Origin of the sequence: Amycolatopsis sp. NPDC051372, assembly GCF_040682095.1 — a bacterium.
Classification (GTDB): Bacteria; Actinomycetota; Actinomycetes; order Mycobacteriales; family Pseudonocardiaceae; genus Amycolatopsis.
On sequence record NZ_JBFBAF010000006.1, the window covers coordinates 224,888 to 244,136 of the forward strand.

Consider the following 19,249-nt stretch of genomic DNA (forward strand, 5'->3'; position numbering starts at 1 on the left):
GCGTCGGAGTGCCGATAAGCTGCCTCGGTGAGCACCCGGACCCGGCACCGCGGCGCGCTGGCCGCTGCCCGCGGCGGGCTGCTCGCAGCGAGCTCGGCGTCACTCGCGGTCACCGCCCACAGCGTTGCCGACGGCGCGCTGCCCGACCCGGCGCTCACGGTGTTGCTCACCGGCTTGCTCGGCTGGACGGCCACCGCGTTCGCGGACAAGGCCCGCGGCCGCCTCGCGACCGTCGCCGTGCTCGGGGCCGGCCAGCTCGTGATGCACCTCGTGCTCACCACGCTCGCGCACCACGACGGCCAACCGGTCGCCGGCTGGGCGAGCGGCTGGACGATGACCGCCACGCACGCCGTGGCCACCCTGATCACCGCGCTGCTGCTGGCACGGGCCGACGCGTTGCTGCTCGCCGTGCTGCACGTGGTGCGAGCGGTCCTGCCGCGCCTCACGCCGCCACTGCCCGTGCCCGCCGGCGCGGCGGTGACCCTTCCGCCGCGACCCGCCCGGTCCGTGGCGATCCTCGACGTCGAGCTGCGGCGCGTCCGCGGCCGGCGCGGGCCACCCGCCCTGTCCTGAACCCAGATTTCCCTTTCCCTCACCGGTGGAGTCCCCGAAAGAGCTCCACCGGATCACCCCTGTTCAGGAGCAGTTGTGTCCCATCACGTCTTCAAGCGTGCCGGCGTTCTCGCCGCCACCGTCGGCATCACCGGCCTGCTCGGCGCCGGCATCGCGTCGGCCCACGTCACCGCCAACGTCTACGGCGTCCCGGCGACCAAGGGCGGATACGGCGCCATCTTCTTCCGCGTTCCCAACGAGGACGCGAAGCTCGGCACCATCAAGCTCGAGGTGGACATCAAGCCCGAGTACGGCATCGGCAGCGTGAGCACCAAGCCGATCCCCGGCTGGACCGCGCAGGTCACCAAGTCGTCGCTCCCCCAGCCGGTGACCACCGCGTCGGGCACGAAGATCACCGAAGCGGTCACCAAGGTCGTCTGGACCGCCGACACCGGCACCAAGATCGGGCAGAACCAGTTCCAGGAGTTCGAGGTCAGCGCGGGCCCGCTGCCCGCGAACGTGGACCAGCTCGAGTTCCCCGCCATCCAGACCTACGAGGCGGGCAAAGTGGTGTCGTGGGACCAGACGGCGACGCCGGGCGGTGAGGAGCCGGAGCACCCCGCGCCCACCGTCAAGCTCGCCGCAAAGACCGCGGACGGCGACCACGCGAGCATGACGGCCAGCACCAGCGACTCCGAGGCCTCGGCACCCGCGTCGGAGGACACCACGGCCCGCTGGCTCGGCGGCGCCGGCCTGATCGTCGGCGCACTCGGGCTCGGCATCGGCGGCGGCGCGATCCTGCGCTCCCGCCGCACCGGCAACACCGGAGGAAGCAAGTAAATGCGGAAAGCGCTCCTCGCGCTGGCGATCACCGGGGTGGCCCTGCTGGGCACGGCCACCCCGGCGCTGGCGCACAACGTGCTGATCAGCTCCGACCCGGCCGACAACGCGTCGGTGGCGACCGGTCCGGCGAAGGTCACGCTCACGTTCGACCAGTACGTGCAGAACGCTGACGTGAACCAGATCGCGGTGACCGGACCCGACGGGAACCAGTGGGCCGAAGGCCCGGTGACCGTGGAGAACAACGTGATCAGCGCACCGCTTCGGCCACTCGGCCCGGCGGGTAAGTACACGGTCGGCTACCGGATCCTGTCGGCCGACGGGCACCCGGTGTCGGGCGAGATCCCGTTCACGCTCACCAAGGCGGGCACCGGCACGCCGGCGAAGGTCGACGCGGCCAAGGCCTCCGGGGCACCGGCCGCCGGTACGTCGGCGACGTCTTCGACCTCCGGCTCGACCGGCATCCCGATCTGGGTCTGGATCGCCGGCGCGGTGGTGCTGCTCGCGATCGGGCTCACCGTCGCGCTGCGCACCGGGCGTGAGCCGAGCCAGGAGAAGACGAAGCAGTGACCAGAGCCGAGATCACCTCCGCGGTCCGCTGGTCCACGCTGCTGTGCGTGGTCACGGCGGGCCTGCTGGGCGCGCTGATCGGCGTCGCGCTCACGGCGTCGGCGCCCATCCCGGGTGTGGTGGAGCCCAGCGAGGTGGTCTCGGCCGCCATCCCAGTCGTGCGCGTGCTGATGGACCTGGCCGCGGTCGCCACGATCGGGCTGGGCCTGCTTTCGGTGATGGTCGGCTACGACCGGCCGAAGCTCACCGAGCCGATCATGGCGCGGGCCCGACCGGCCGCCGTCGCCGCCGCGCTGATCTGGTCGGCCGGCTCCGTGGTCGCGCTGATCCTGCAGACGGCGGAGTACAAGCCGGGCAAGGACACGCTGACCGCGAGCGACATCGGCGCGTACATCGCCGAAGTCGGCGCGGGCAAGGCGCTCGTGATCGTCGCGGTGCTGGCGCTGCTGCACGCCGGGCTCGGGTTCCTCGCGCTGCGCCAGGGCGAGAAGGTGCCCGCCGAGGTGCGCGTGGGCGTGGGCATGTTCGCGCTGCTGCCGCTGCCGGTAACCGGCCACGCGTCAAACTCGTCGTGGCACGACTACACGATGATCTCGATGGAGCTGCACGTGATGAGCGCCGTCGCCTGGTGCGGCGGCCTCGGCGCGATGATCGTGCTGCTCGCGACGAACCGCACGCTGCTGGCCCACGCGCTACCACGGTTCTCCAAGCTGGCGACACTGTGCCTGGCCGTCTCCGCGGTGACCGGTGTGTTCAACGGCGCCGTCGAGATCCTGGCCAACCCCACCATCAGCTTCTGGGCGGGCGTGTTCACCACTCCGTACGGGCAGCTGGTGCTGCTGAAGATCGCGTGCACCGGGGCGATCGCCTTGCTCGCGGCCAACCTGCGCTGGCGGCTGATGCCGCAGATCGTGCGCCACAACCGCACGGCGATCGCGTCGTGGGCGACGCTCGAGCTCACGGTGATGGGGCTGGCGTTCGGCTTCGCGGTCGTGCTGACGCGGGCGCCGGTCGCCGTTTCCTGAAGCCGACTTGCTCGAAATCCGAGTGTTTCCGAGCCCGTTACCGGCTCGTTCTCACCGCACGTAGCTGCAAGTTGCACCACGGGATTAGCAGTCCTCCGTTAGAGGCGATCGGCCGGACCGAATTTTCTACTCGCGCGGAGACCCCGCGGGCGATCTTCGGGGAAGCGACGAGTGGTCCTCTTCAGGCGTCGAATGCACGTGCAGCAGCTCATGAATGTGGCGCGGGCCACTCGTCCCGATCAGCGGTAGCGCGCCCAGCCGGCGGCCGTGCGGCCCTGGCGGAGGTCGTCGAGGCGGCGACGCAGCTCGGGGCGCACCTGCGGGTGGCTGCGCAGGATCGGCAGCACGCTGGTGGTGAGCTTCAGCTCGCGTACGGCCCGCAGCACGGCGAAGCCGGACCAGGCCGTGACGTCGAAGCCGTACGCCCGGGAAAACTCCTGGTAGCGGTCCGGCGGGTCCCCGAACCGCTCACGGCCGACGGCCAGCGGCGTGAGGTCCCATTCAGGCGGGCCGACGCAGGAGGAGTCGAAGTCGCACAGCACCGGTCCGTCGGGGCCGGGGATCAGGTTGCCCGGGTACGCGTCGCCGTGGACGAAGCCCCTGGCCAGCGGGAAGTCCAGCTCGGCCAGCTGCGCCTCGACCTCGGCGCAGCGCTCCAGCAGGAACCGCCGGTCGTCGTCGGCGAGCTCCTCGGCGTCGGACACGCGGGCGCGCACCGCGTCGAACGGCGCCCACTCGGCGAGCCCGGCGGGCGGCGGCAGCGCGTGGACGCGGCGCAGCAGCCCGGCCAGGTCGGCGGGTGTGGCCGGGGGGCCGACGGACGGGACCTCGTGCCACGCCGTGACCAGGTGCGCCCCGGCGTGCATGGGCTGGCCGATGCCTTCCAGCAGGCGAATCGCGGGGATGTCGTGGCGCGCGAAGTGCTCGGCGACGCACACGACCGTGCCGACGCGGTGGCGAAGCCGCGTGGAGCCGACGATCCGGACCACGACCGGGGCCGTGGCCAGCGCGTACACCGCGTTGTTGGTGAACCGCAGCAGCCGCGCGCCGGCCGGGTCCAGGCCCAGCAGCGCGCACGTTTCGGTCAGCGCTTCGCGCAGCTTCGCGGGCGTGAACCGGCCGTCCACCGGGAGACCGGTGGCTCCACCGGCGCTCTCGGCGACGTCAGGCGGCGTAGAAGATCTTGAGCCGGTCGGCGAGGTCACGGGCGTCACCGTTGTTGCGCCGACGCTCTGCCTCCACCTGCAGCGGGCGCAGGCGGTCCTTCACGCGCTCCGACTTGATGCTCTCGGCGTAGTCGATGGCCTTGCTGCCCACCTTGGCGCCGTGGTCGAGGTCGCCGTCGAGCAGGTGGTTGGTGGCCAGCGCGCTGAGCATGAACGTCTTGCTGCGCGCCATGTCGTCGGTGTAGGAGTCGACAGCCCTGGTCAGGGCCGGAATGGCGTACTTGGTGTGCTCGGGGTTCTTCTGCGCCAGCACGGTGTGCACGGTGCCGGTCATCGCGTAGACGTCGGTCTCGTTGAAGAACTTCACCCACGACTCGGCGTTGGCGATGTCGGCGCGCGCGAACTCGTCCTTGCTGCGGCCGAGCAGCTTCGTGGCCTGCTCCTCGTTGCCCATCATCGCGTAGGCCCAGGCCTCGTTGGCGCAGAGCACCGCGACGGCGAGCTCGGAACCCGACTCCTGCGCGGCGATCTGGCCGAGCTGGAAGAGCTTCAGCGCGTCGTTCGGGGCGTCGTTGTGCAGGTAGACGCGGCCCATTCGGTAGAGGACGTTGGCGACGAGTGGGTGGCTGTCGCCCTGTTTGGCCAGGTCGAGGGCGTTGGCGAAGTGGCCGCGGGCGGAGTCCATCAGGCCGGTGTCGAACGAGGTCCAGCCGGCGAGGCTGTGCAGGTCGGCGAGCGCCACGAACAGGCGCTGCTTCACCACTTCGGTCGCGCTGGACTCGAGCATCTGCTGGCCCCACGACAACTGCGCCACCACGGCGTCGCGGCAGAAACCGCCGCCGTACTGGTAGTCGAGTGCGCGCAGCGCCCTCGTCGCAGCCTCCACCTGGCGGACGTCGGTCGTCCCGATGCGCCCGGGAGCGGGCGTTCGCGCGGGGGCCGCGGACCACGTCCCCGATTCCTGACCGAACACCGCCGCACCCATCGTGACCTGGGCGGCGTGCGCGAGGAACCTCCGTCGCTTCACGGACTCGTCCTCCTCAGCCTGCCGGCCGTCGGACGAACCGACGACCCGTATCGCCGTGGTCTCGTCGTACGCGAGACCCATGTATCCACGGGGGACACCCAGGCCGTCGGCGATTCTCGTGAGCACGTCGTAGGCCATGACCTGGCGACCCTTGAGGATCTCCGACACCTCGGACTGCGACTGGCCGGTCATCGCGGCGATCTGACGCTGCGAGACACCGTGCTTGCGCAACAGGCGATACACCGCGCTGACCTCCCGGGCCGCCAGCGCCGAGCGCATCTCCGGCTGTTCCCAGGCATCGGGCGGAACCGGGCTGCCCTGACGGGCATCGGTGCCACCGGAAACACTGTCGCCAGCACTGGCGTCCATAACGACCCCTCACCGTCCGTTGGGCGTCGGAAGCAGACTAAGCACACCTCGAGAAGCATGTGAAACGAGCAGACAGTGTGTCTGATCGGCCCGGCCGAACTCCACTGACCGCTTACCGTGGAACCTCGCCCGGTCACCGCTATGACGCGGTTTCGACCTTCTATCGCACTCGGTTTCACTTCACTGTAGTTGTCAGATCTCCGTCACCGCCCGGACACCGGTAGCGATCACGGAGAGCGACGAAGACCGGGAGACCGGCGACGACGCGGATGTGCATCTCGCAAGGTGCACACGGGACGAGAGAGCGGTGGAGGGCCAGTGGAGTTCGTTGACTCGCTCGCAGGAGGACATGCCGGGACCGCGATGCGGCCCTTGCGGCCCGCCCCGGGCGTGCCGGGAGTCGCGACCGCGACCCGGCCGGTCACCCCCTCCGCCGCGGCCGACCCCCGCACCGCGGGTGTCCGTCACTACGAAGGCGGACAGCTGGTGTGGCGCGTGCAGTGCGGCGACCTCATCAGCCGCGAGCGCGCGGTGACGGTGTTCGTGGAGAACGACCAGGTCGTCGTCGTTTCGCCTCCCGGCGAGACCGCTCGCCTGACATCCGGTCAGCTCGGCCAGCTCAGGGCCGCTCTCAACGAAGCCGCCAAAATGGCGGAAAGGTAACGGTGAGCTCTCCATGGATCAGGTACTCGGGCAGGTCCTCCGCAACGCGGTCTGGGAACGCCTCGACATGCTGTCCGACCTGGCGACCCGCGCCGACGCCCAGTCGCTCGTCTCGGTGGCCCGCTCCGAACTGCCGCGCCTGACCGAAGGCTGGCGGGCGATGCTGCAGGCCCACGAACCCGACGAGCGGGGCGACTGCCCCACGTGCTCCACCCGGTGGCACCGCTGCAAGGCGCCGTGCTCGGTGTGGCAGGTGGCGCACGAGCACCTCGTCGCCGGCGGCCTCGCTCCGCAGGCCCGCACGCAGGATGAGGGCCGCTCGAGCCGTCGCCGCGTCCCAAACCAGGCGCGGCGCGCAACGCCCGCCGAAACCACCGGCCGCCACGCGCTGGTGAACCCCCGGGCCGTCACGGCCTGATCCCGAGCAGGCGAGCGAGCGCCGGACCCGACTGCCCCGGTCGGACCGGCACCGGCACTCTCGCCGTGACCGCGGGCTGGTTCGTCCGTCCCCCCGAGCGAGACGAACCAGTCCCGGTTACCCAGCCCTCACTGCGATTAATCGAAAATTATCACGGGAGGCCCTAGCGGACGGCGAAATCCGCCGCTAGGTTGAAGATCATCGCAGCCGGGCCAACCCCCTGGCTACGACCACAAACTCCGCGGGCCGGTGCCGTTGCACTCCCCTCCCCCGACCGGCACCGGCCCGCGGTTCCACTTCCCGGAGTTATCGGGTTTGCCCGATTACCACTGTGGTTGCCGGACTGATCAACGCACGGCTTTCACTCGCGTGACGAGCACACCCGCGAGGACCGTCGCCAGCGCCGCCGCCCCGAACAGCGCCGGGTAGCCGCCGAGGAACTTCAGGATCAGCGTCGTCAGCAGCGGTGCCACAACCTGGGGCAGCGAGCCGGCGATGTTCACCACGCCGAGGTCCTTCGCCCGGTTCTGCGCGACCGGCAGCACCTGCGTGAGCATCGCCAGCGCCACGGCCATGTAAACGCCGAACCCGATGCCCAGCAACGGCGACGCGATCAGCGCCGCCGGCCACGTCTGCCACACCACCAGCAGCAGGGCGGCGACCGCCATCACGGCCGAGGACGCCAGCACGTACGGCTTGCGGCGGCCCGACTTGTCGGAGAAGTGCCCGGCCAGCACGGCGCCGACCACCAGCGCCACGCCGTAGAGGCCCATCATGATGAGCAGCCCGTCTTCCGGCGAGGGGTAGTGCACGGCGTCCTTGAGGAAGAACAGCAGGAAGAGTGTGCCGAACGCGTTGCCGAGGTTGATCATGAAGTGGCAGCCCCAGGCCCACGCGAAGTCCGGGTGCTTGCGCGGCGACACCCAGAGGTCGTTGAGAAAACTCCGGAACCGGGTGCTGGGCCGGAACTCGTGGGGCAGGCGCGCGTCGGGCGTGCGGAACACGAACGCGCCGGCCCCGCCGAGCACGATCACCGCGCACACCGCGTACCCCAGCGGCAGGCCCGCCACGTCGAGCATCACCACGACCACCACGGCACCGAGCACCGTGCCGAGCATCTGCGCGATGCCGACGAGCCCACCGACCTGCGCGCGCTGCCCGACCGGCACGCGGTCGGCGATGCCGCACATGAGCGTGGCGCCGAGCATGCCGTTGAGCCCGGCCTGCACGAGGCACCAGCCGATGGTCATCACGACGACGTTGGGCGCCTCGGCCAGCACCAGCAGCCCGGCCGCGCCGAGGACGGCGCCCAGGACGGTCCACGGGTGGCGGCGGCCGAAGCGCGAGACCGTGCGGTCGGACAGGAGGCCGACCAGCGGGTTCGCGACGAGCGCCACCGCCGCGCCGACGCCCGTGACCACGCCGAACACGGTTTCCTTGTTGGCCGCGTCGAGCAGCTCGGCCTGCTGCGGAAGCAGGACCTGGATCGGCGCGTAGATCCCCAGCCACATCGCGATGTTCGCGAAGAACAGCAGGCTCATCCAGCCCGGCCGAACCCGCGCGACGGGCTCGGCCAGCGCTGCCGGAAGCCGGTTGGTGGTCGTGTCACTCATGGCGGACCAGCTTTCGGTACCAGGCGAAGGAGTCCTTCGGTGTGCGGCGCTGAGTCTCGTAGTCCACGTGCACGAGCCCGAAGCGGGGTGCGTAGCCCTTGGACCACTCGAAGTTGTCGAGCAGGGACCAGACGAAGTAGCCGCGCACGTCGACGCCGGCGTTCATCGCTTCGCGCAGGGCCCGGAGGTGGCCGTCGAGGAAGTCGATGCGTTCGGGGTCGTGGACCTGGCCGTGTTCGTCGGGTGTGTCGGCGAAGCTGCAGCCGTTTTCGGTGATGTACACGGGTGGGAGGTGCTCGCGGTAGCGGTCCTGGAACGAAACCAGCAGCTCGCGCAGGCCCTGGGGCACGATCGGCGAGTCGTTGGTGGTCACCGGGTAACCCTCGACCGGGCGCAGCTCGAACGGAAGGGGATTCCCCTCGCCGGGTGCCGCGACGCCCTGGGGCTCGTAGTAGTTGACGCCGTAGAAGTCGAGCGGCTGGTGAATGGTGGGCAGATCTTTTTCGAAGCCCTCGGGAAGGTGCGGGTGGATCTGCTCGGGGTAGGTGCCGAGCAGGACCGGATCGGCGAACGTGCGGTTGAGGAGGGCGTCGAGCCAGGTCTTGGCGGCTTCGGTTTCCTCGTCTTCGTCGGCGGGCCAGATGGGCGAGTGGTTGTTGGCCGTGCCGATGCTCTCGGCGCCCGTGGCCCGCAGCGCCTGGGTGGCGAGGCCGTGGGCGAGGTTCTGGTGGTGGGCGGTCGGGAGCGCGTCGAGCAGGAGGAACTGGCCGGGCGCGTATTCGCCGATGCCGTAGCCGTAGATCGACATGACCATGGGCTCGTTGAGCGGGATCCACAGCTTCACCCGGTCGGCGAAGCGCTCGCCGAGGATGGCGGCGTACTCGGCGAAGTGGTGCGCGGTGTCGCGGTTGAGCCAGCCGCCCGCGTCTTCGAGCGCTTGGGGCGTGTCCCAGTGGTACAGGGTGACGGCGGGCGCGATGCCGGCGGCGCACACGTCGTCGATGAGCTTGTCGTAGAAGGCGAGGCCTTCAGCGTTCGGCTTGCCGGTGCCGGTGGCCTGGATGCGCGGCCAGGCGATGGACATCCGGTAGGCGCCCACACCGAGTTCCGCCATCAGGGCGATGTCTTCGGAGTAGCGGTGGTAGTGGTCCGCCGCTACCTTGGCGTCCTCACCGCGGGCGATCTTGCCGTCGGTCGCGGTGAAGGTGTCCCAGATGGACGGTCCACGGCCGGCTTCGGCCGTGGCGCCTTCGATCTGGAACGCCGAGGTCGAGACACCCCACAGGAATTCAGGCGGGAAGGTCGGATAGTCCACCGGCGGAACACACCTTTCTCATCCGGCCACCCGGTCGGGTGAACGTGAAAAGTTCTCATATGCTAGGTCGTCACTCGTCCAGGGGGAAGCCCGCAAGGGCGCTAAAGTCCCAGATCAGACGAGTGGTTCCGCCGCTGCCGGCGGAACGGGGAGCGCAAGAACAGCGAGAAAGACCGAGGAACGACAGTGTCGGAGACCCAGGCGGAGACCACTCCGCTGCGGCGCAAGCCCGTGCAGCAGCGCAGCGCCAAGCGCGTGGAGCAGATGCTCGACGCCAGCGCGCAGCTCATCGACGAGCTCGGCTACGACGCGTTGACGACCACGCTGATCGCCAAACGCGCGAACGTCGCGGTGGGCTCGCTGTACCAGTTCTTCCCCGACAAACGAGCCGTCGTCCAGGCGCTGACGCAGCGCAACCTCGAGCGCTTCGTGGCCGCCGTGAACGAGCGGCTGAAGGAGCTCAACCCCGAGCACTGGTGGAACATCGTCGACTCCGTGCTGGACATCTACCTGCGGATGCACCGCGAGGTCCCGGGCTTCTCCAAGGTCCACTTCGGCGACGTCATCGACGTCCAGCTCCTCGACGAGGAGCGCGACAACAACTCCGTGATCGTCGATTCGCTGGTGGACATCCTGCGGGTGCAGGTCGACCGGCCGGCGGATGAGCTCCGGTTCGCCATCGCCATCGCCAACGAGACCGCGGACGCGCTGCTGAAGCTGGCGTTCCGGCGTGACCCGCAGGGCGACGAGCGGATCGTGGCGGAGGCGAAGCACGTGGTGAAGGGTTACTTGGCGAGCAAGTTCGGCGAGTGATGGCGGGTGGCTTTTTCAAACCACTCGAGGGCTGGGCTGAGCGGAGTTGGTGTGGCCCAGCCGTTGATGGTGGCCAGTAGCCGGAGGTAGCGGTCCCGGCGGGGGTCTTTGGCTTGGTTGATGCGGGCCAGGTCTGCCGGGGTCGGGTCGATGTGGTGGAGGGCTTCGGCGCCGTCTGGTCCTTGGGGGTCTGCTTCGAGGTTGATTCCGGCGACTTCGGCGATGACGTCTCGGGCCGGCGGTTGGGTGCGGGGCTGTGCGGCGGCCAGGTCGCGGAGTGCGGTACGGAACTCCGGGTCTTGGGTGAGCTCGCCGAGTTCGACCCACGCGTCGACCTGTTCGGGGGTGGGATCGTCGGGGAGCTCGGGCGTGAGAGTGCGTTCGATGCCCGCCAGCCGCGCGTCCAACCCGCCGAAGACCGCCTCGAGGAACTTCTTGATCAGATTCCGCCGCTCTTGTGCCGACATCGCGGCCAGTTCGTGCACCATCTCGACCTCCTCCCACCCAACTCCATTGCGCGCGACGGCCAGCAGAACCGCGCGCCGCACCTGGAGCACCTTGATCCACGCTTCGATCGCCTCAGCCTCGCCGGCCGCGACGTCGCTCAGCTTTGCTTCTCGCCCGACGACGGCTCGAATGGTCTTCAACCCGACCCCGAGCGCCCGCAAGGTCCGAACCACTCCGAGGCGCGCCACGGCATCCGTGCTGTACCGCCGACGCCCGGCCGAATCCCGGCCGGCCGTGGGAACCAACCCGACGTCGGAGTAGTAGCGGACCGCCTTGACCGACAATCTGGCCCGCCGGGCCAGCTCGCCGATCGAGAGAACTTCGTCGTCTTCCACAGAGACCAGCGTGCCTGCTCCCCCCGTGGGAGGCGCAAGCTTTTCGGTTTGTCCACAGGAGTTGTCCACAACTCGTGTCCGTTGTGGACAACTCGGCCGTTGAGGTCTCCGTGCGACTTCCAGCCGGTAGAATGGGATCGGGGCGTCCCCCCGTAGGTCCCCCGCACCCGCGCGACGAACTCCTCCGCTCCGACCTTGAACCACGCCGCCGCACCAGGCGCCTGGCACACCGCGCGACCCACCTTGGTCCTCGTACACCACCCGCCCCGGCGCCCTCGATTCGACGCGCTCGCACCCGACCCCGTGCGCCTCGAGGATCTGGGCGAGTTCCAGGTCGTGGTGGTGCCTCAGCCGAAGTTCTTGTGTTCCCCGCGGTAAGTCGGCACCGTGCGGTCCAGTTGGTCGCCGCGCAGGAGGTGGTAGGCGTCGAAGCGTTCGGCGAGTTCGCCGGCTTTGGCGTGGCGCAGCCAGACGCGGTCGCCTAGCCGCAAGGCGCGGGCGGCGGGGCCGGTGACGGGGGTTTGGACCTCGCCGGCGCCTTCGAAGCCGAGGAGTTTCAGACCGGCCGGGAGGTAGGGCGAGGGGACGCGCGAGGCGCCCGCGGGGCCCGAGGCGATGTAGCCGCCGGCGAACAGGGTGGCGACGTCGCGGGCCGGGCGGCGGACGACGGGCAGCGCGAAGAGCGCGGCGGGGCGCGGGTGGAAGCGGGAGTAGCCGTCGAAGAGCGTGGGGGCGACGAGGCCTGAGCCGGCGGCGATTTCGGTGACGGCGGGTTCCGCGCCGGTAGTTTCGATGCTGCCGGTGCCGCCGCCGTTGACGAATTCGAGGTCGGCGATGTCGCGCACTGCGCGGACGACGGCGCCGCGGCGGCGCGAGATCTCGGCGGCCGAGCGGCGCTGCATCCAGCCGATCACGGAGTTGGACACGCCGCTGCCGGCCGCGTCGCCGAGGCCGGCGATCTGGCCTTCGTACGCCATCAGGCCTTTCAGCACGAAGCCCGGCCGCGCGGCGATTTCGCGGGCGAAGGACACGGCTTGTTTCACGGTGAACACCGGCGAGCGCCGCGTGCCGACGTGGACGCCTGGCAGCGGGCGCCACGACGCATCCAACTCGAGGCACACGCGGATGTCCGGGTGGCCGTGGCCGAGAGCGGCGTCGACGAGGTTCAGGTGCTCGGTGGAATCCACCATGATCGTGATGGCCGCGCGCGCTTCGTCCGACGCGGCGAGGCGGCGCAGGGCCTCGTGGTCGGCCGTCGGGTAGGCCACGACGATGTCGCGCGTGGTGCCCTGCTCCACGTGCCACACGGCCTCGGCGAGCGAGTAGCACATCAGGCCCTCGAAGCCGTCGCGCGCGAGCACGCGTTCCAGCAGGTAGCGGCACCGGACCGACTTGCTGACCACCCGGATCGGCTTGCCGGCGGCACGACGCAGGAGGTCGTCGGCGTTCGCGTCGAACGCGTCCAGGTCGACGATCGCGAAGGGCGGGTCGAGGTCCTTCGTCGCGAGGTCGTAGCCGTTCGGAGAGGTGGTCACGGACTTACGGTACGACAACAACGCTTGAAACGCGAATCTCATTCACTTACTGTTCCACCAATTACCGTAAGGACACTCAGCTCAGCGACGACAAGGTGCGCGATGACTCCGTGGAGCAACTGGGCCGGCACCGCCAAGGCCTCCCCGCAACGGGTGCACCGGCCCCGCAGCACGGCGGAGGTCGCCGACGTCGTGAGCGGCATCGCCGACGCCGGCCGCCGCGTGCGGCCGTGGGGCAGCGGCCACTCCTTCACGGCCATCGCCGTCGCCGAAAGCGACGCGCTCGACCTCACGCGCTGGACCGGCATCGAGACAGCCGACCTCGAAACCCACCGCGTGACCGTGCGCGCCGGAACCACGATCAAGCAGCTCAACGCCGAACTCGACGGCCTCGGCCTGGCCATGACGAACCTCGGCGACATCGACGCACAGACCATCGCCGGCGCGATTTCCACCGGCACCCACGGCACCGGCGCGCGCTTCGGCGGCATCTCGGCTCAGATAGTCGGGCTGCAGCTCGTGCTAGCCGACGGCTCCGTCGTCACCTGCTCCGCCGACGAGCGCCCAGACCTGTTCAACGCTGCCCGCGTCGGGCTCGGGGCCCTCGGCGTGATCACCACCGTCACCCTGCAGTGTGAACCCTCGTTCGTGTTGACCGCGCAGGAACGGCCCGAGCCGCTGGAGCAGGTGCTCGAAGGCTTCGACGAGTTCGCCGCCGCGTGCGACCACTTCGAGTTCTACTGGTTCCCCTACGGTAAGAACGCCCTGGTCAAGCGCAACAACCGGCAGCCGCTGGGCACTGTTCGCAAGCCGCTGTCGAAGCTGCGCCAGTTCGTCGACTACGAGCTCACGGAGAACGTCGCGTTCGGCGGCATCTGCCGGCTCGGCCGCGCGGTGCCGAAGCTCGTGCAGCCGCTCGGCGGGTTCGCCGCGCAGGTGCTCTCGGCGCGCGAGTACAGCGACCTCTCGCACCGCGTGTTCGTGACACACCGCGGCGTGCGGTTCGTGGAGTCCGAATACGCGGTTCCACGTGAATCACTGCTCGACGTGCTCGCCGAGCTGCGCGCGCTCGTGCCGCGGCTCGAGAACCCGGTGATGTTCCCCGTCGAGGTGCGCGTGGCCGCGGCCGACGACATCTGGCTGTCGACGGCGAACAGCCGCGACTCGGCCTACATCGCCATCCACCAGTTCGTCGGCATGCCCTACCGCGAGTACTTCGCGGGCTTCGAGGCGATCGTCGCGCAGGTCGGCGGCCGCCCGCACTGGGGCAAGATGCACGACCTCGACGCCCACACCCTGCGCACGCGCTACCCGCACTTCGACGATTTCCTGCGCGTGCGCAAGGAGTGTGACCCGGCCGGCACGTTCACCAACACGTACCTGGACCGGGTGCTCGGCTCGATCTGATCAAACCGGCCCGATCAAACCGGGTTGATCAGATCGGTTCGAACAGCGAGCTGACCGACTCGCCGTTGTGGATCCGCCGCATCGCCTCGGCCATCGCCGGCGCGATCGACAGGATCTTCAGCTTCTCGCTGCGCTCCTCGACCGCGACCGGCACCGTGTTCGTGCAGACGATCTCCAGCACGTCTTCCTGGCTGCCGATCCGGTCGATCGCCTTGTCGGCGAACAACCCGTGGGTACAGGCGACGCGGATCGTGCGCGGCTTCAGCTCTCGCAGGCGGTCGAGCAGCTCCAGCACGGTGCTGCCGCGGGCGATCTCGTCGTCGAGCACGATCACGTCGCGGCCGGTGATGTCGCCGATCACCGACGTGATCTCCACGCGGTCGTCGGCGTAGCGCTGCTTCGTGCCCGACGCGACACGCGCGCCGAGCAGCCGCGCGAAGTGCGCCGCTTCCTTCGCGTTGCCCAGGTCGGGCGAGACGACGGTGGCGTTGGACAGGTCGTACTGGCGGAAGTGCCGGGCCAGCTCGTGCAGCGCGTGCAGGTGGTCGACGGGCACCGAGAAGAACCCGTGGACCTGCGGCGAGTGCAGCGTCATCGCGAGCACGCGGTCGGCGCCGGCGGTGACCATGAGGTCGGCCACGAGCCGGCCGCCGATGGAGATGCGCGGCGCGTCCTTCTTGTCCGAGCGCGCGTACGCGTAGTGCGGCATCACTACGGAGATGCGGGCCGCCGACGCACCGCGCGCCGCGTCGAGCATCAGCAGCAGCTCCACCAGGTGCTCCTGCACCGGCTTCACCAGCGGCTGGATGATGAAGACGTCCCGCTCGCGGCAGTTGGCCTGCAGCTGCACCTGGAGGCAGTCGTTGGCGAAGCGTTCGACTTGTACCGGGAGCAGCGGCACCCCGAGGTGGGTGCAGATCTCCGCCGCCAGTTCGGGATGAGCGCTACCGCTGAAAACCGCGATGTCCCGCAAGGAAGGATTCCCCATCTCTGTGGTCCGGTGGGTACGGATCCAATCCTAGAGGTGCAGGTCAGAGCGCCGAGATCGCGTCTGCGATCGTGTCCTCACCCGAGATCAGCTCCAGCGTGCGCCGCGCGGTGGCCGGCGCGTCGAGCAGGGCGAGGACCACGGCGGCGACGTCCTCCCGCGGCACGGCGGCGCGGCCGGTTTTGGGGGCGATCTTGACGTTGCCGGTGCCGGAGTCGTTGGTCAGCGCGCCGGGACGCAGGATCGTCCAGTCGAGGTCGCGGGCCTTCAGGTCTTCCTCCGCGGCGGCCTTCGCGTACAGGTAGGCGCGGAATACCGGGTCGAGGTCCGGCGCGTCGGGAGTGTCGGCACCCATGGAGCCGATCTGGATGAACCGGCGGACGCCCGCACTCTGGGCCGCCTCGGCGAACAGCGCGGCGGCCGCGCGGTCGACGGTGTCCTTGCGCGCCTCGCCACTACCCGGCCCGGCGCCCGCAGCGAACACCGCCGCGTCGGCCCCGCGGAGCACCTCGGCGACGGCGTCCACATCGGACTGCTCCAGGTCGAGCACCACGGTCACCGCTCCGGCGGCCAGCAGGTCGCCTTCGTGATCGGGGTTGCGCACGATCCCGACGGGCTGATCACCCCGCTCGGACAGGAGCTTCTCGAGACGAAGGGCGATCTGACCGTGTCCACCGGCAATGACGACTCGCATGATTCCGACGGTAGTCCGGTCGCGAAGCCCGCGCAGGTCGGTCAGTCGACGTCGGCGGGGACTTCGGCAGTGCGCAGCAGCTGGTCGTAGGCCATTTCGTTGACCCAGCGCGACACGGGGTCCTCGGCGAGGAGGATGCGCTCGGTGCGGCCCTCGAGGTCGAGGTCGACCTGGGCGTGGGGGTCGGCGGCGGCGATGGCGAGCCCGTACGCGCGAGCGCGCGGCAGGCAGTTCGCCACGTAGTCTTCCGTCAGTACGGCAGGCGATGGGAGAACCATCGCGGCCTCGCCGTAACGTGCGAACGGAACCGCGGAGGCCATCGCGGTCCGCCAGTGCCGTGCGACCGCGAGGACGCCGATGATCTCGGCGGCCGGCGCGGGTGCGGTCGCAGCCAGCTCTGGCCAGGTCCAGGTGTCGACGGTGGCGCGATCGGCGACGGGACCGACACCCATCGCGATCCGCTCCGCGTGCACGTCGGTGCGAAGCCGGGCGACGATGCTGACCTTGCGGCCGAGCAGGGTCGCCTCGGGCAGCACAATGCCGTTCCAGCCCAGAAGGGCCGCGGCCTTGCGCGCCAGTTCGTCGACGCTCGCGGGGAGCTCGATCGGCGGCACCACCCGGCTCGGCATCGACCGGCTGCGCTTCGCGCCACCGGCGACCGTCGAGCGCTCGGTGTTCTGAGGTGTAGCCGCCACGAGTTCCGCCTCCTTCAACAACCTGTACCCCTGCGTGCCTTGTGAAACGGGCACATGACTTGAGTACCAGTGCGGCGGCACGGGGTCTTCACGTTGCACGAGTGGCTGCGATCGGCGGCGCTCAGCGGTCGGTGACCGGTCGGTAGGCGGTCGTCGGACTTCAGCCCGACCGTGCGGCCAACCGAGTGAGCCGGAGGTGAGTGGCGTTACGGACCGCCTACGAACGACTACCCGCGGCCCGGAACCCCACCATGGCAAGAGTCGAGCGCGTTACGCCATTCGGCGCAACCGCGCCGTGTTCCACTGTGGACGTCGCAGGTGGGAGGGGGTCACCCGGTTGGCGGTGACCTTCGCCGCAGCGGTGTCACACCGGCCCGGATTAGGGTTTGGCGACCGTCGATTCCTGTCTGGTCCCGTCGAGTTATGTCGCGTGAGGAGCGAGCATGACGCAGATCCGGCCCCGCCGATCGGTGCTCTACATGCCGGGCGCCAACGAACGCGCGCTCGAGAAGGCCAAGACCCTGCCGGCCGACGCGCTCGTCCTCGATCTCGAGGACGCCGTCGCGCCGGATGCGAAGGAAGCCGCGCGCGAGCGGGTGTGCGCCGCGCTGGGGAGCTACGGAACGCGCGAGGTGGCCATCCGCGTCAACGGCCTCGACACCGAGTGGCACGACGCCGACCTGCGCGCCGCCGCGTCCGCCGGCCCCGCCGCCGTGGTCGTGCCGAAGGTGAACTCGGCGGGCGAGGTGCACAACATCGAGCGCGCCCTGGAGCTCGGCGGCGCACCCGAGGAGACGAAGATCTGGGCGATGCTGGAGACGCCCGTCGCGATCCTGCACGCCGAGGAGATCGCCGCCGCGTCGTCGCGGCTGACGGTGCTGGTGATGGGCACGAACGACCTGGCGAAGGAGCTGCACGCCGCCTTCATCCCGGGCCGCTGGCCGCTGCTTTCCGCGTTGTCGACGGCCGTCCTCGCCGCCCGTGCGACGGGCAAGGTCATCCTCGACGGCGTCTACAACGACGTGAAGGACGGCCCGGGCTTCGAAGCCGAATGCCGCCAGGGCCGCGACTTCGGCTTCGACGGCAAGACGCTCATCCACCCGTCGCAGCTGGAGCCGTGCAACCGGATCTTCGCCCCGTCCCCCGCGGAGGTCGACCACGCCCGCCGGGTCATCGCCGCCTTCGACGAGGCCCGCTCGGCCGGCCGGGGCGTGGTGACGGTGGACGGGCGGATGATCGAGAACCTGCATGTGGAGGAAGCGCAGCGGGTGCTGGCGCTGGCGGAGGCGGTCGGCAGCTGAGTCCCACGTGGGACGGACGGTCCTCAGCCGATCGGCCAGGGGCGCTGCTCCGGGCGCAGCTGTTCGTACGCCGCGGCCGCGCGCAGGACAGCCAGGTCGGCGAAGCGGGGGCCCGCGATCTGCAGGCCGATCGGGATGCCGTCGGTGGTGTAGCCGCAGTTGAGGGCGACTGCGGGCTGACCGGACATGTTGTAGGGCACCGTGAAGGGGATGTGCTCGAAGGGGCGCGCGGGGTCGTTGGTGGGGGACGCGGCGTCGAAGGCCGGGGCGGAGACGGCGCAGACCGGGGAGAGGACGACGTCGTAGGCCGAGGTGGCCTGGATGGCGGCGGTGCTCATGCGGTCGATGCAGGCGAAGCCGCGGTAGGTGTCGAGAGCGGACACGGAAGCGGCCGACGACGCCCAGGTGGCGATGTAGGGCAGGACACGGGCGCGGCGGTCCTCTGGCAGCGCGAGCAGGTCGGACCAGGCGCGGACGCGCCAGAAGACGTCGAGGCCGTCGAGAAGTTCGCGGGTGAGGAAGGGGTCGACCGGGGAGACGTCGGCGCCCGCGGTTTCGAAGAGGGTTGCGGCGGCGGTGACGGCGGCGGTGATCTGCGGGTCGACGGGGAGGCCGACGCCGGGGTCGAGGTGGAGGCCGACGCGGAGGCCGCGCAACGAAGACTCCAGCGCGGTCCAGTCGAGGGTGGCCGGTGGGAGGCTGAGGTGGTCGCGGGCGTCGGGGGCGGACAGGACGCCCATCAGCAGCGCGGTGTCGGCGACGGTCCTGGTCAGCGGGCCCGCGACGCGGCCGAGGAACGGCGGGTCCACCGGCACCCGGCCGAAGCTCGGCTTCAGGCCGACGAGGCCGCACCAGCCGGCGGGGAGGCGGATGGAACCGCCGATGTCGGTGCCGACGTGGAGGGGTCCGTAGCCCGCGGCGGCGGCCGCCGTGGCGCCCGCGCTGGAGCCGCCGGGGGTGCGCGAGAGATCCCACGGGTTGCGGGTCGCGGTGTGGAAGCTGGAGAGGCCGGAGGTGAGCATGCCGTAGTCGGGCATGGTCGTCTTGGCGAGCAGCACGGCGCCGGACTCGCGGACGCGCGCGGCGGCGGGAGCGTCGGTGGCGGCCGGGGTGAGGGTGGTGGCGGCGGTGCCGAGCGGCACGGGAGTGCCGCGGGTTGCGATGTTTTCCTTCAGCGTCAAGGGAACGCCGTCGATCGGGCCCAGCGGCTCGCCGGCGTGCCAGCGGGCTTCGGACTGCTTCGCGGCAGAGCGCGCTGAAGCTGCGTCGTACGCGTACAGGGCGTGCAGCTGCGGCTCGCGCGCCTCGATGCGGGTGAGGACGGCTTCGGTCGCCTCGACGGGCGACACCGTGCCTGCGCGGTAGCCCGCGACCAGGTCCACCGCGGTCAGGTCGGTCAGCTCCATCGTTACCTCC

At 70.2% G+C, this 19,249-nt stretch carries 19 protein-coding genes; 9 read left to right on the forward strand and 10 right to left on the reverse strand.

Annotation, left to right across the window (positions count from 1 at the left end):
- Positions 1 to 78 precede the first annotated feature (78 nt).
- The 4 genes from AB0M56_RS11900 (at position 79) to AB0M56_RS11915 (ending at position 2,987) form a co-directional block, all read left to right on the forward strand.
- Complete coding sequence (locus tag AB0M56_RS11900) at positions 79 to 573, forward strand: hypothetical protein (RefSeq protein ID WP_364174217.1); 495 nt, start codon at positions 79 to 81, stop codon at positions 571 to 573.
- A 75-nt stretch (positions 574 to 648) separates the two neighbouring features.
- On the forward strand, positions 649 to 1,392 hold the full coding sequence (locus AB0M56_RS11905) for a YcnI family protein (protein ID WP_364173984.1): 744 nt from the start codon (positions 649 to 651) through the stop codon (positions 1,390 to 1,392).
- Entirely contained in the window at positions 1,393 to 1,962 is a 570-nt protein-coding gene (locus AB0M56_RS11910) for a copper resistance CopC family protein (protein ID WP_364173987.1), read from the forward strand.
- Positions 1,959 to 2,987 carry a CopD family protein gene (locus AB0M56_RS11915; protein ID WP_364173989.1) on the forward strand — a complete coding sequence of 343 codons (1,029 nt, stop codon included), beginning with the start codon at positions 1,959 to 1,961 and terminating at the stop codon, positions 2,985 to 2,987. Before AB0M56_RS11910 ends, AB0M56_RS11915 begins: the two co-directional genes overlap by 4 nt.
- Positions 2,988 to 3,226: 239 nt before the next feature.
- Here AB0M56_RS11915 and AB0M56_RS11920 read toward each other — a convergent pair whose 3' ends face one another.
- Entirely contained in the window at positions 3,227 to 4,114 is an 888-nt protein-coding gene (locus AB0M56_RS11920) for an aminoglycoside phosphotransferase family protein (protein ID WP_364174220.1), read from the reverse strand.
- A gap of 37 nt (positions 4,115 to 4,151) precedes the next feature.
- Entirely contained in the window at positions 4,152 to 5,549 is a 1,398-nt protein-coding gene (locus AB0M56_RS11925) for a helix-turn-helix transcriptional regulator (RefSeq protein WP_364173991.1), read from the reverse strand.
- 318 nt (positions 5,550 to 5,867) lie between these two features.
- On the opposite strand from AB0M56_RS11925, the gene AB0M56_RS11930 reads away from it, so the two are divergent.
- Positions 5,868 to 6,212 carry a hypothetical protein gene (locus AB0M56_RS11930; RefSeq protein WP_285971254.1) on the forward strand — a complete coding sequence of 115 codons (345 nt, stop codon included), beginning with the start codon at positions 5,868 to 5,870 and terminating at the stop codon, positions 6,210 to 6,212.
- 13 nt (positions 6,213 to 6,225) lie between these two features.
- The gene (locus AB0M56_RS11935) at positions 6,226 to 6,630 is read left to right on the forward strand and encodes a hypothetical protein (protein WP_364173994.1); all 405 of its coding nucleotides are present in this window, start codon (positions 6,226 to 6,228) and stop codon (positions 6,628 to 6,630) included.
- Positions 6,631 to 6,977: 347 nt separating this feature from the next.
- On the opposite strand, the gene AB0M56_RS11940 is transcribed toward AB0M56_RS11935, so the two are convergent.
- Complete coding sequence (locus AB0M56_RS11940; RefSeq protein WP_364173997.1) at positions 6,978 to 8,243, reverse strand: MFS transporter; 1,266 nt, start codon at positions 8,241 to 8,243, stop codon at positions 6,978 to 6,980.
- Positions 8,236 to 9,558, reverse strand: coding sequence for a GH1 family beta-glucosidase (locus AB0M56_RS11945; protein WP_364174000.1), 1,323 nt, complete (start codon positions 9,556 to 9,558; stop codon positions 8,236 to 8,238). The genes AB0M56_RS11940 and AB0M56_RS11945 overlap by 8 nt, the downstream gene beginning before the upstream one ends.
- A 186-nt stretch (positions 9,559 to 9,744) precedes the next feature.
- Between AB0M56_RS11945 and AB0M56_RS11950 the strand changes: the two genes are divergently transcribed.
- Positions 9,745 to 10,371 carry a TetR family transcriptional regulator gene (locus AB0M56_RS11950; RefSeq protein WP_220245489.1) on the forward strand — a complete coding sequence of 209 codons (627 nt, stop codon included), beginning with the start codon at positions 9,745 to 9,747 and terminating at the stop codon, positions 10,369 to 10,371.
- Here the strand turns inward: AB0M56_RS11950 and AB0M56_RS11955 are convergent.
- Both AB0M56_RS11955 and AB0M56_RS11960 read right to left on the reverse strand, forming a co-directional pair.
- Positions 10,344 to 11,213, reverse strand: a complete 870-nt coding sequence (locus AB0M56_RS11955; protein WP_364174003.1) for a MerR family transcriptional regulator — start codon at positions 11,211 to 11,213, stop codon at positions 10,344 to 10,346. The two genes, AB0M56_RS11950 and AB0M56_RS11955, sit on opposite strands and share 28 nt — an antisense overlap.
- 347 nt (positions 11,214 to 11,560) lie before the next feature.
- Complete coding sequence (locus AB0M56_RS11960; RefSeq protein ID WP_364174006.1) at positions 11,561 to 12,748, reverse strand: amino acid deaminase/aldolase; 1,188 nt, start codon at positions 12,746 to 12,748, stop codon at positions 11,561 to 11,563.
- Positions 12,749 to 12,850: 102 nt separating this feature from the next.
- On the opposite strand from AB0M56_RS11960, the gene AB0M56_RS11965 reads away from it, so the two are divergent.
- Positions 12,851 to 14,155 carry a D-arabinono-1,4-lactone oxidase gene (locus AB0M56_RS11965; RefSeq protein WP_364174009.1) on the forward strand — a complete coding sequence of 435 codons (1,305 nt, stop codon included), beginning with the start codon at positions 12,851 to 12,853 and terminating at the stop codon, positions 14,153 to 14,155.
- Between the two features lie 28 nt (positions 14,156 to 14,183).
- On the opposite strand, the gene AB0M56_RS11970 is transcribed toward AB0M56_RS11965, so the two are convergent.
- The 3 genes from AB0M56_RS11970 to AB0M56_RS11980 are packed head-to-tail and all read right to left on the reverse strand — an operon-like array spanning position 14,184 to position 16,532.
- A complete protein-coding gene (locus AB0M56_RS11970; RefSeq protein ID WP_220245486.1) occupies positions 14,184 to 15,143 on the reverse strand; it encodes a ribose-phosphate pyrophosphokinase in 960 nt (319 codons plus the stop codon).
- Between the two features lie 43 nt (positions 15,144 to 15,186).
- Entirely contained in the window at positions 15,187 to 15,837 is a 651-nt protein-coding gene (locus AB0M56_RS11975; RefSeq protein ID WP_364174013.1) for an NAD(P)H-binding protein, read from the reverse strand.
- Between the two features lie 41 nt (positions 15,838 to 15,878).
- Complete coding sequence (locus tag AB0M56_RS11980; RefSeq protein ID WP_364174016.1) at positions 15,879 to 16,532, reverse strand: hypothetical protein; 654 nt, start codon at positions 16,530 to 16,532, stop codon at positions 15,879 to 15,881.
- Positions 16,533 to 16,975: 443 nt separating this feature from the next.
- Between AB0M56_RS11980 and AB0M56_RS11985 the strand changes: the two genes are divergently transcribed.
- Positions 16,976 to 17,833 (forward strand): CoA ester lyase, encoded by an 858-nt coding sequence (locus tag AB0M56_RS11985; RefSeq protein WP_364174019.1) that lies wholly within the window; start codon positions 16,976 to 16,978, stop codon positions 17,831 to 17,833.
- Between the two features lie 23 nt (positions 17,834 to 17,856).
- On the opposite strand, the gene AB0M56_RS11990 is transcribed toward AB0M56_RS11985, so the two are convergent.
- The gene (locus AB0M56_RS11990; RefSeq protein ID WP_364174022.1) at positions 17,857 to 19,239 is read right to left on the reverse strand and encodes an amidase; all 1,383 of its coding nucleotides are present in this window, start codon (positions 19,237 to 19,239) and stop codon (positions 17,857 to 17,859) included.
- Between the last annotated feature and the right edge of the window lie 10 nt (positions 19,240 to 19,249).

What these genes read in the sequence shown, in the direction of transcription:
- AB0M56_RS11910 (WP_364173987.1), top strand. Translation starts at nt 1,393, where the DNA reads ATGCGGAAAGCGCTCCTCGCGCTGGCGATCACCGGGGTGGCCCTGCTG.
- AB0M56_RS11925 (WP_364173991.1), bottom strand. Translation starts at nt 5,549, where the DNA reads ATGGACGCCAGTGCTGGCGACAGTGTTTCCGGTGGCACCGATGCCCGT.
- AB0M56_RS11935 (WP_364173994.1), top strand. Translation starts at nt 6,226, where the DNA reads ATGGATCAGGTACTCGGGCAGGTCCTCCGCAACGCGGTCTGGGAACGC.
- AB0M56_RS11940 (WP_364173997.1), bottom strand. Translation starts at nt 8,243, where the DNA reads ATGAGTGACACGACCACCAACCGGCTTCCGGCAGCGCTGGCCGAGCCC.
- AB0M56_RS11965 (WP_364174009.1), top strand. Translation starts at nt 12,851, where the DNA reads ATGACTCCGTGGAGCAACTGGGCCGGCACCGCCAAGGCCTCCCCGCAA.
- AB0M56_RS11970 (WP_220245486.1), bottom strand. Translation starts at nt 15,143, where the DNA reads ATGGGGAATCCTTCCTTGCGGGACATCGCGGTTTTCAGCGGTAGCGCT.
- AB0M56_RS11975 (WP_364174013.1), bottom strand. Translation starts at nt 15,837, where the DNA reads ATGCGAGTCGTCATTGCCGGTGGACACGGTCAGATCGCCCTTCGTCTC.
- AB0M56_RS11985 (WP_364174019.1), top strand. Translation starts at nt 16,976, where the DNA reads ATGACGCAGATCCGGCCCCGCCGATCGGTGCTCTACATGCCGGGCGCC.
- AB0M56_RS11990 (WP_364174022.1), bottom strand. Translation starts at nt 19,239, where the DNA reads ATGGAGCTGACCGACCTGACCGCGGTGGACCTGGTCGCGGGCTACCGC.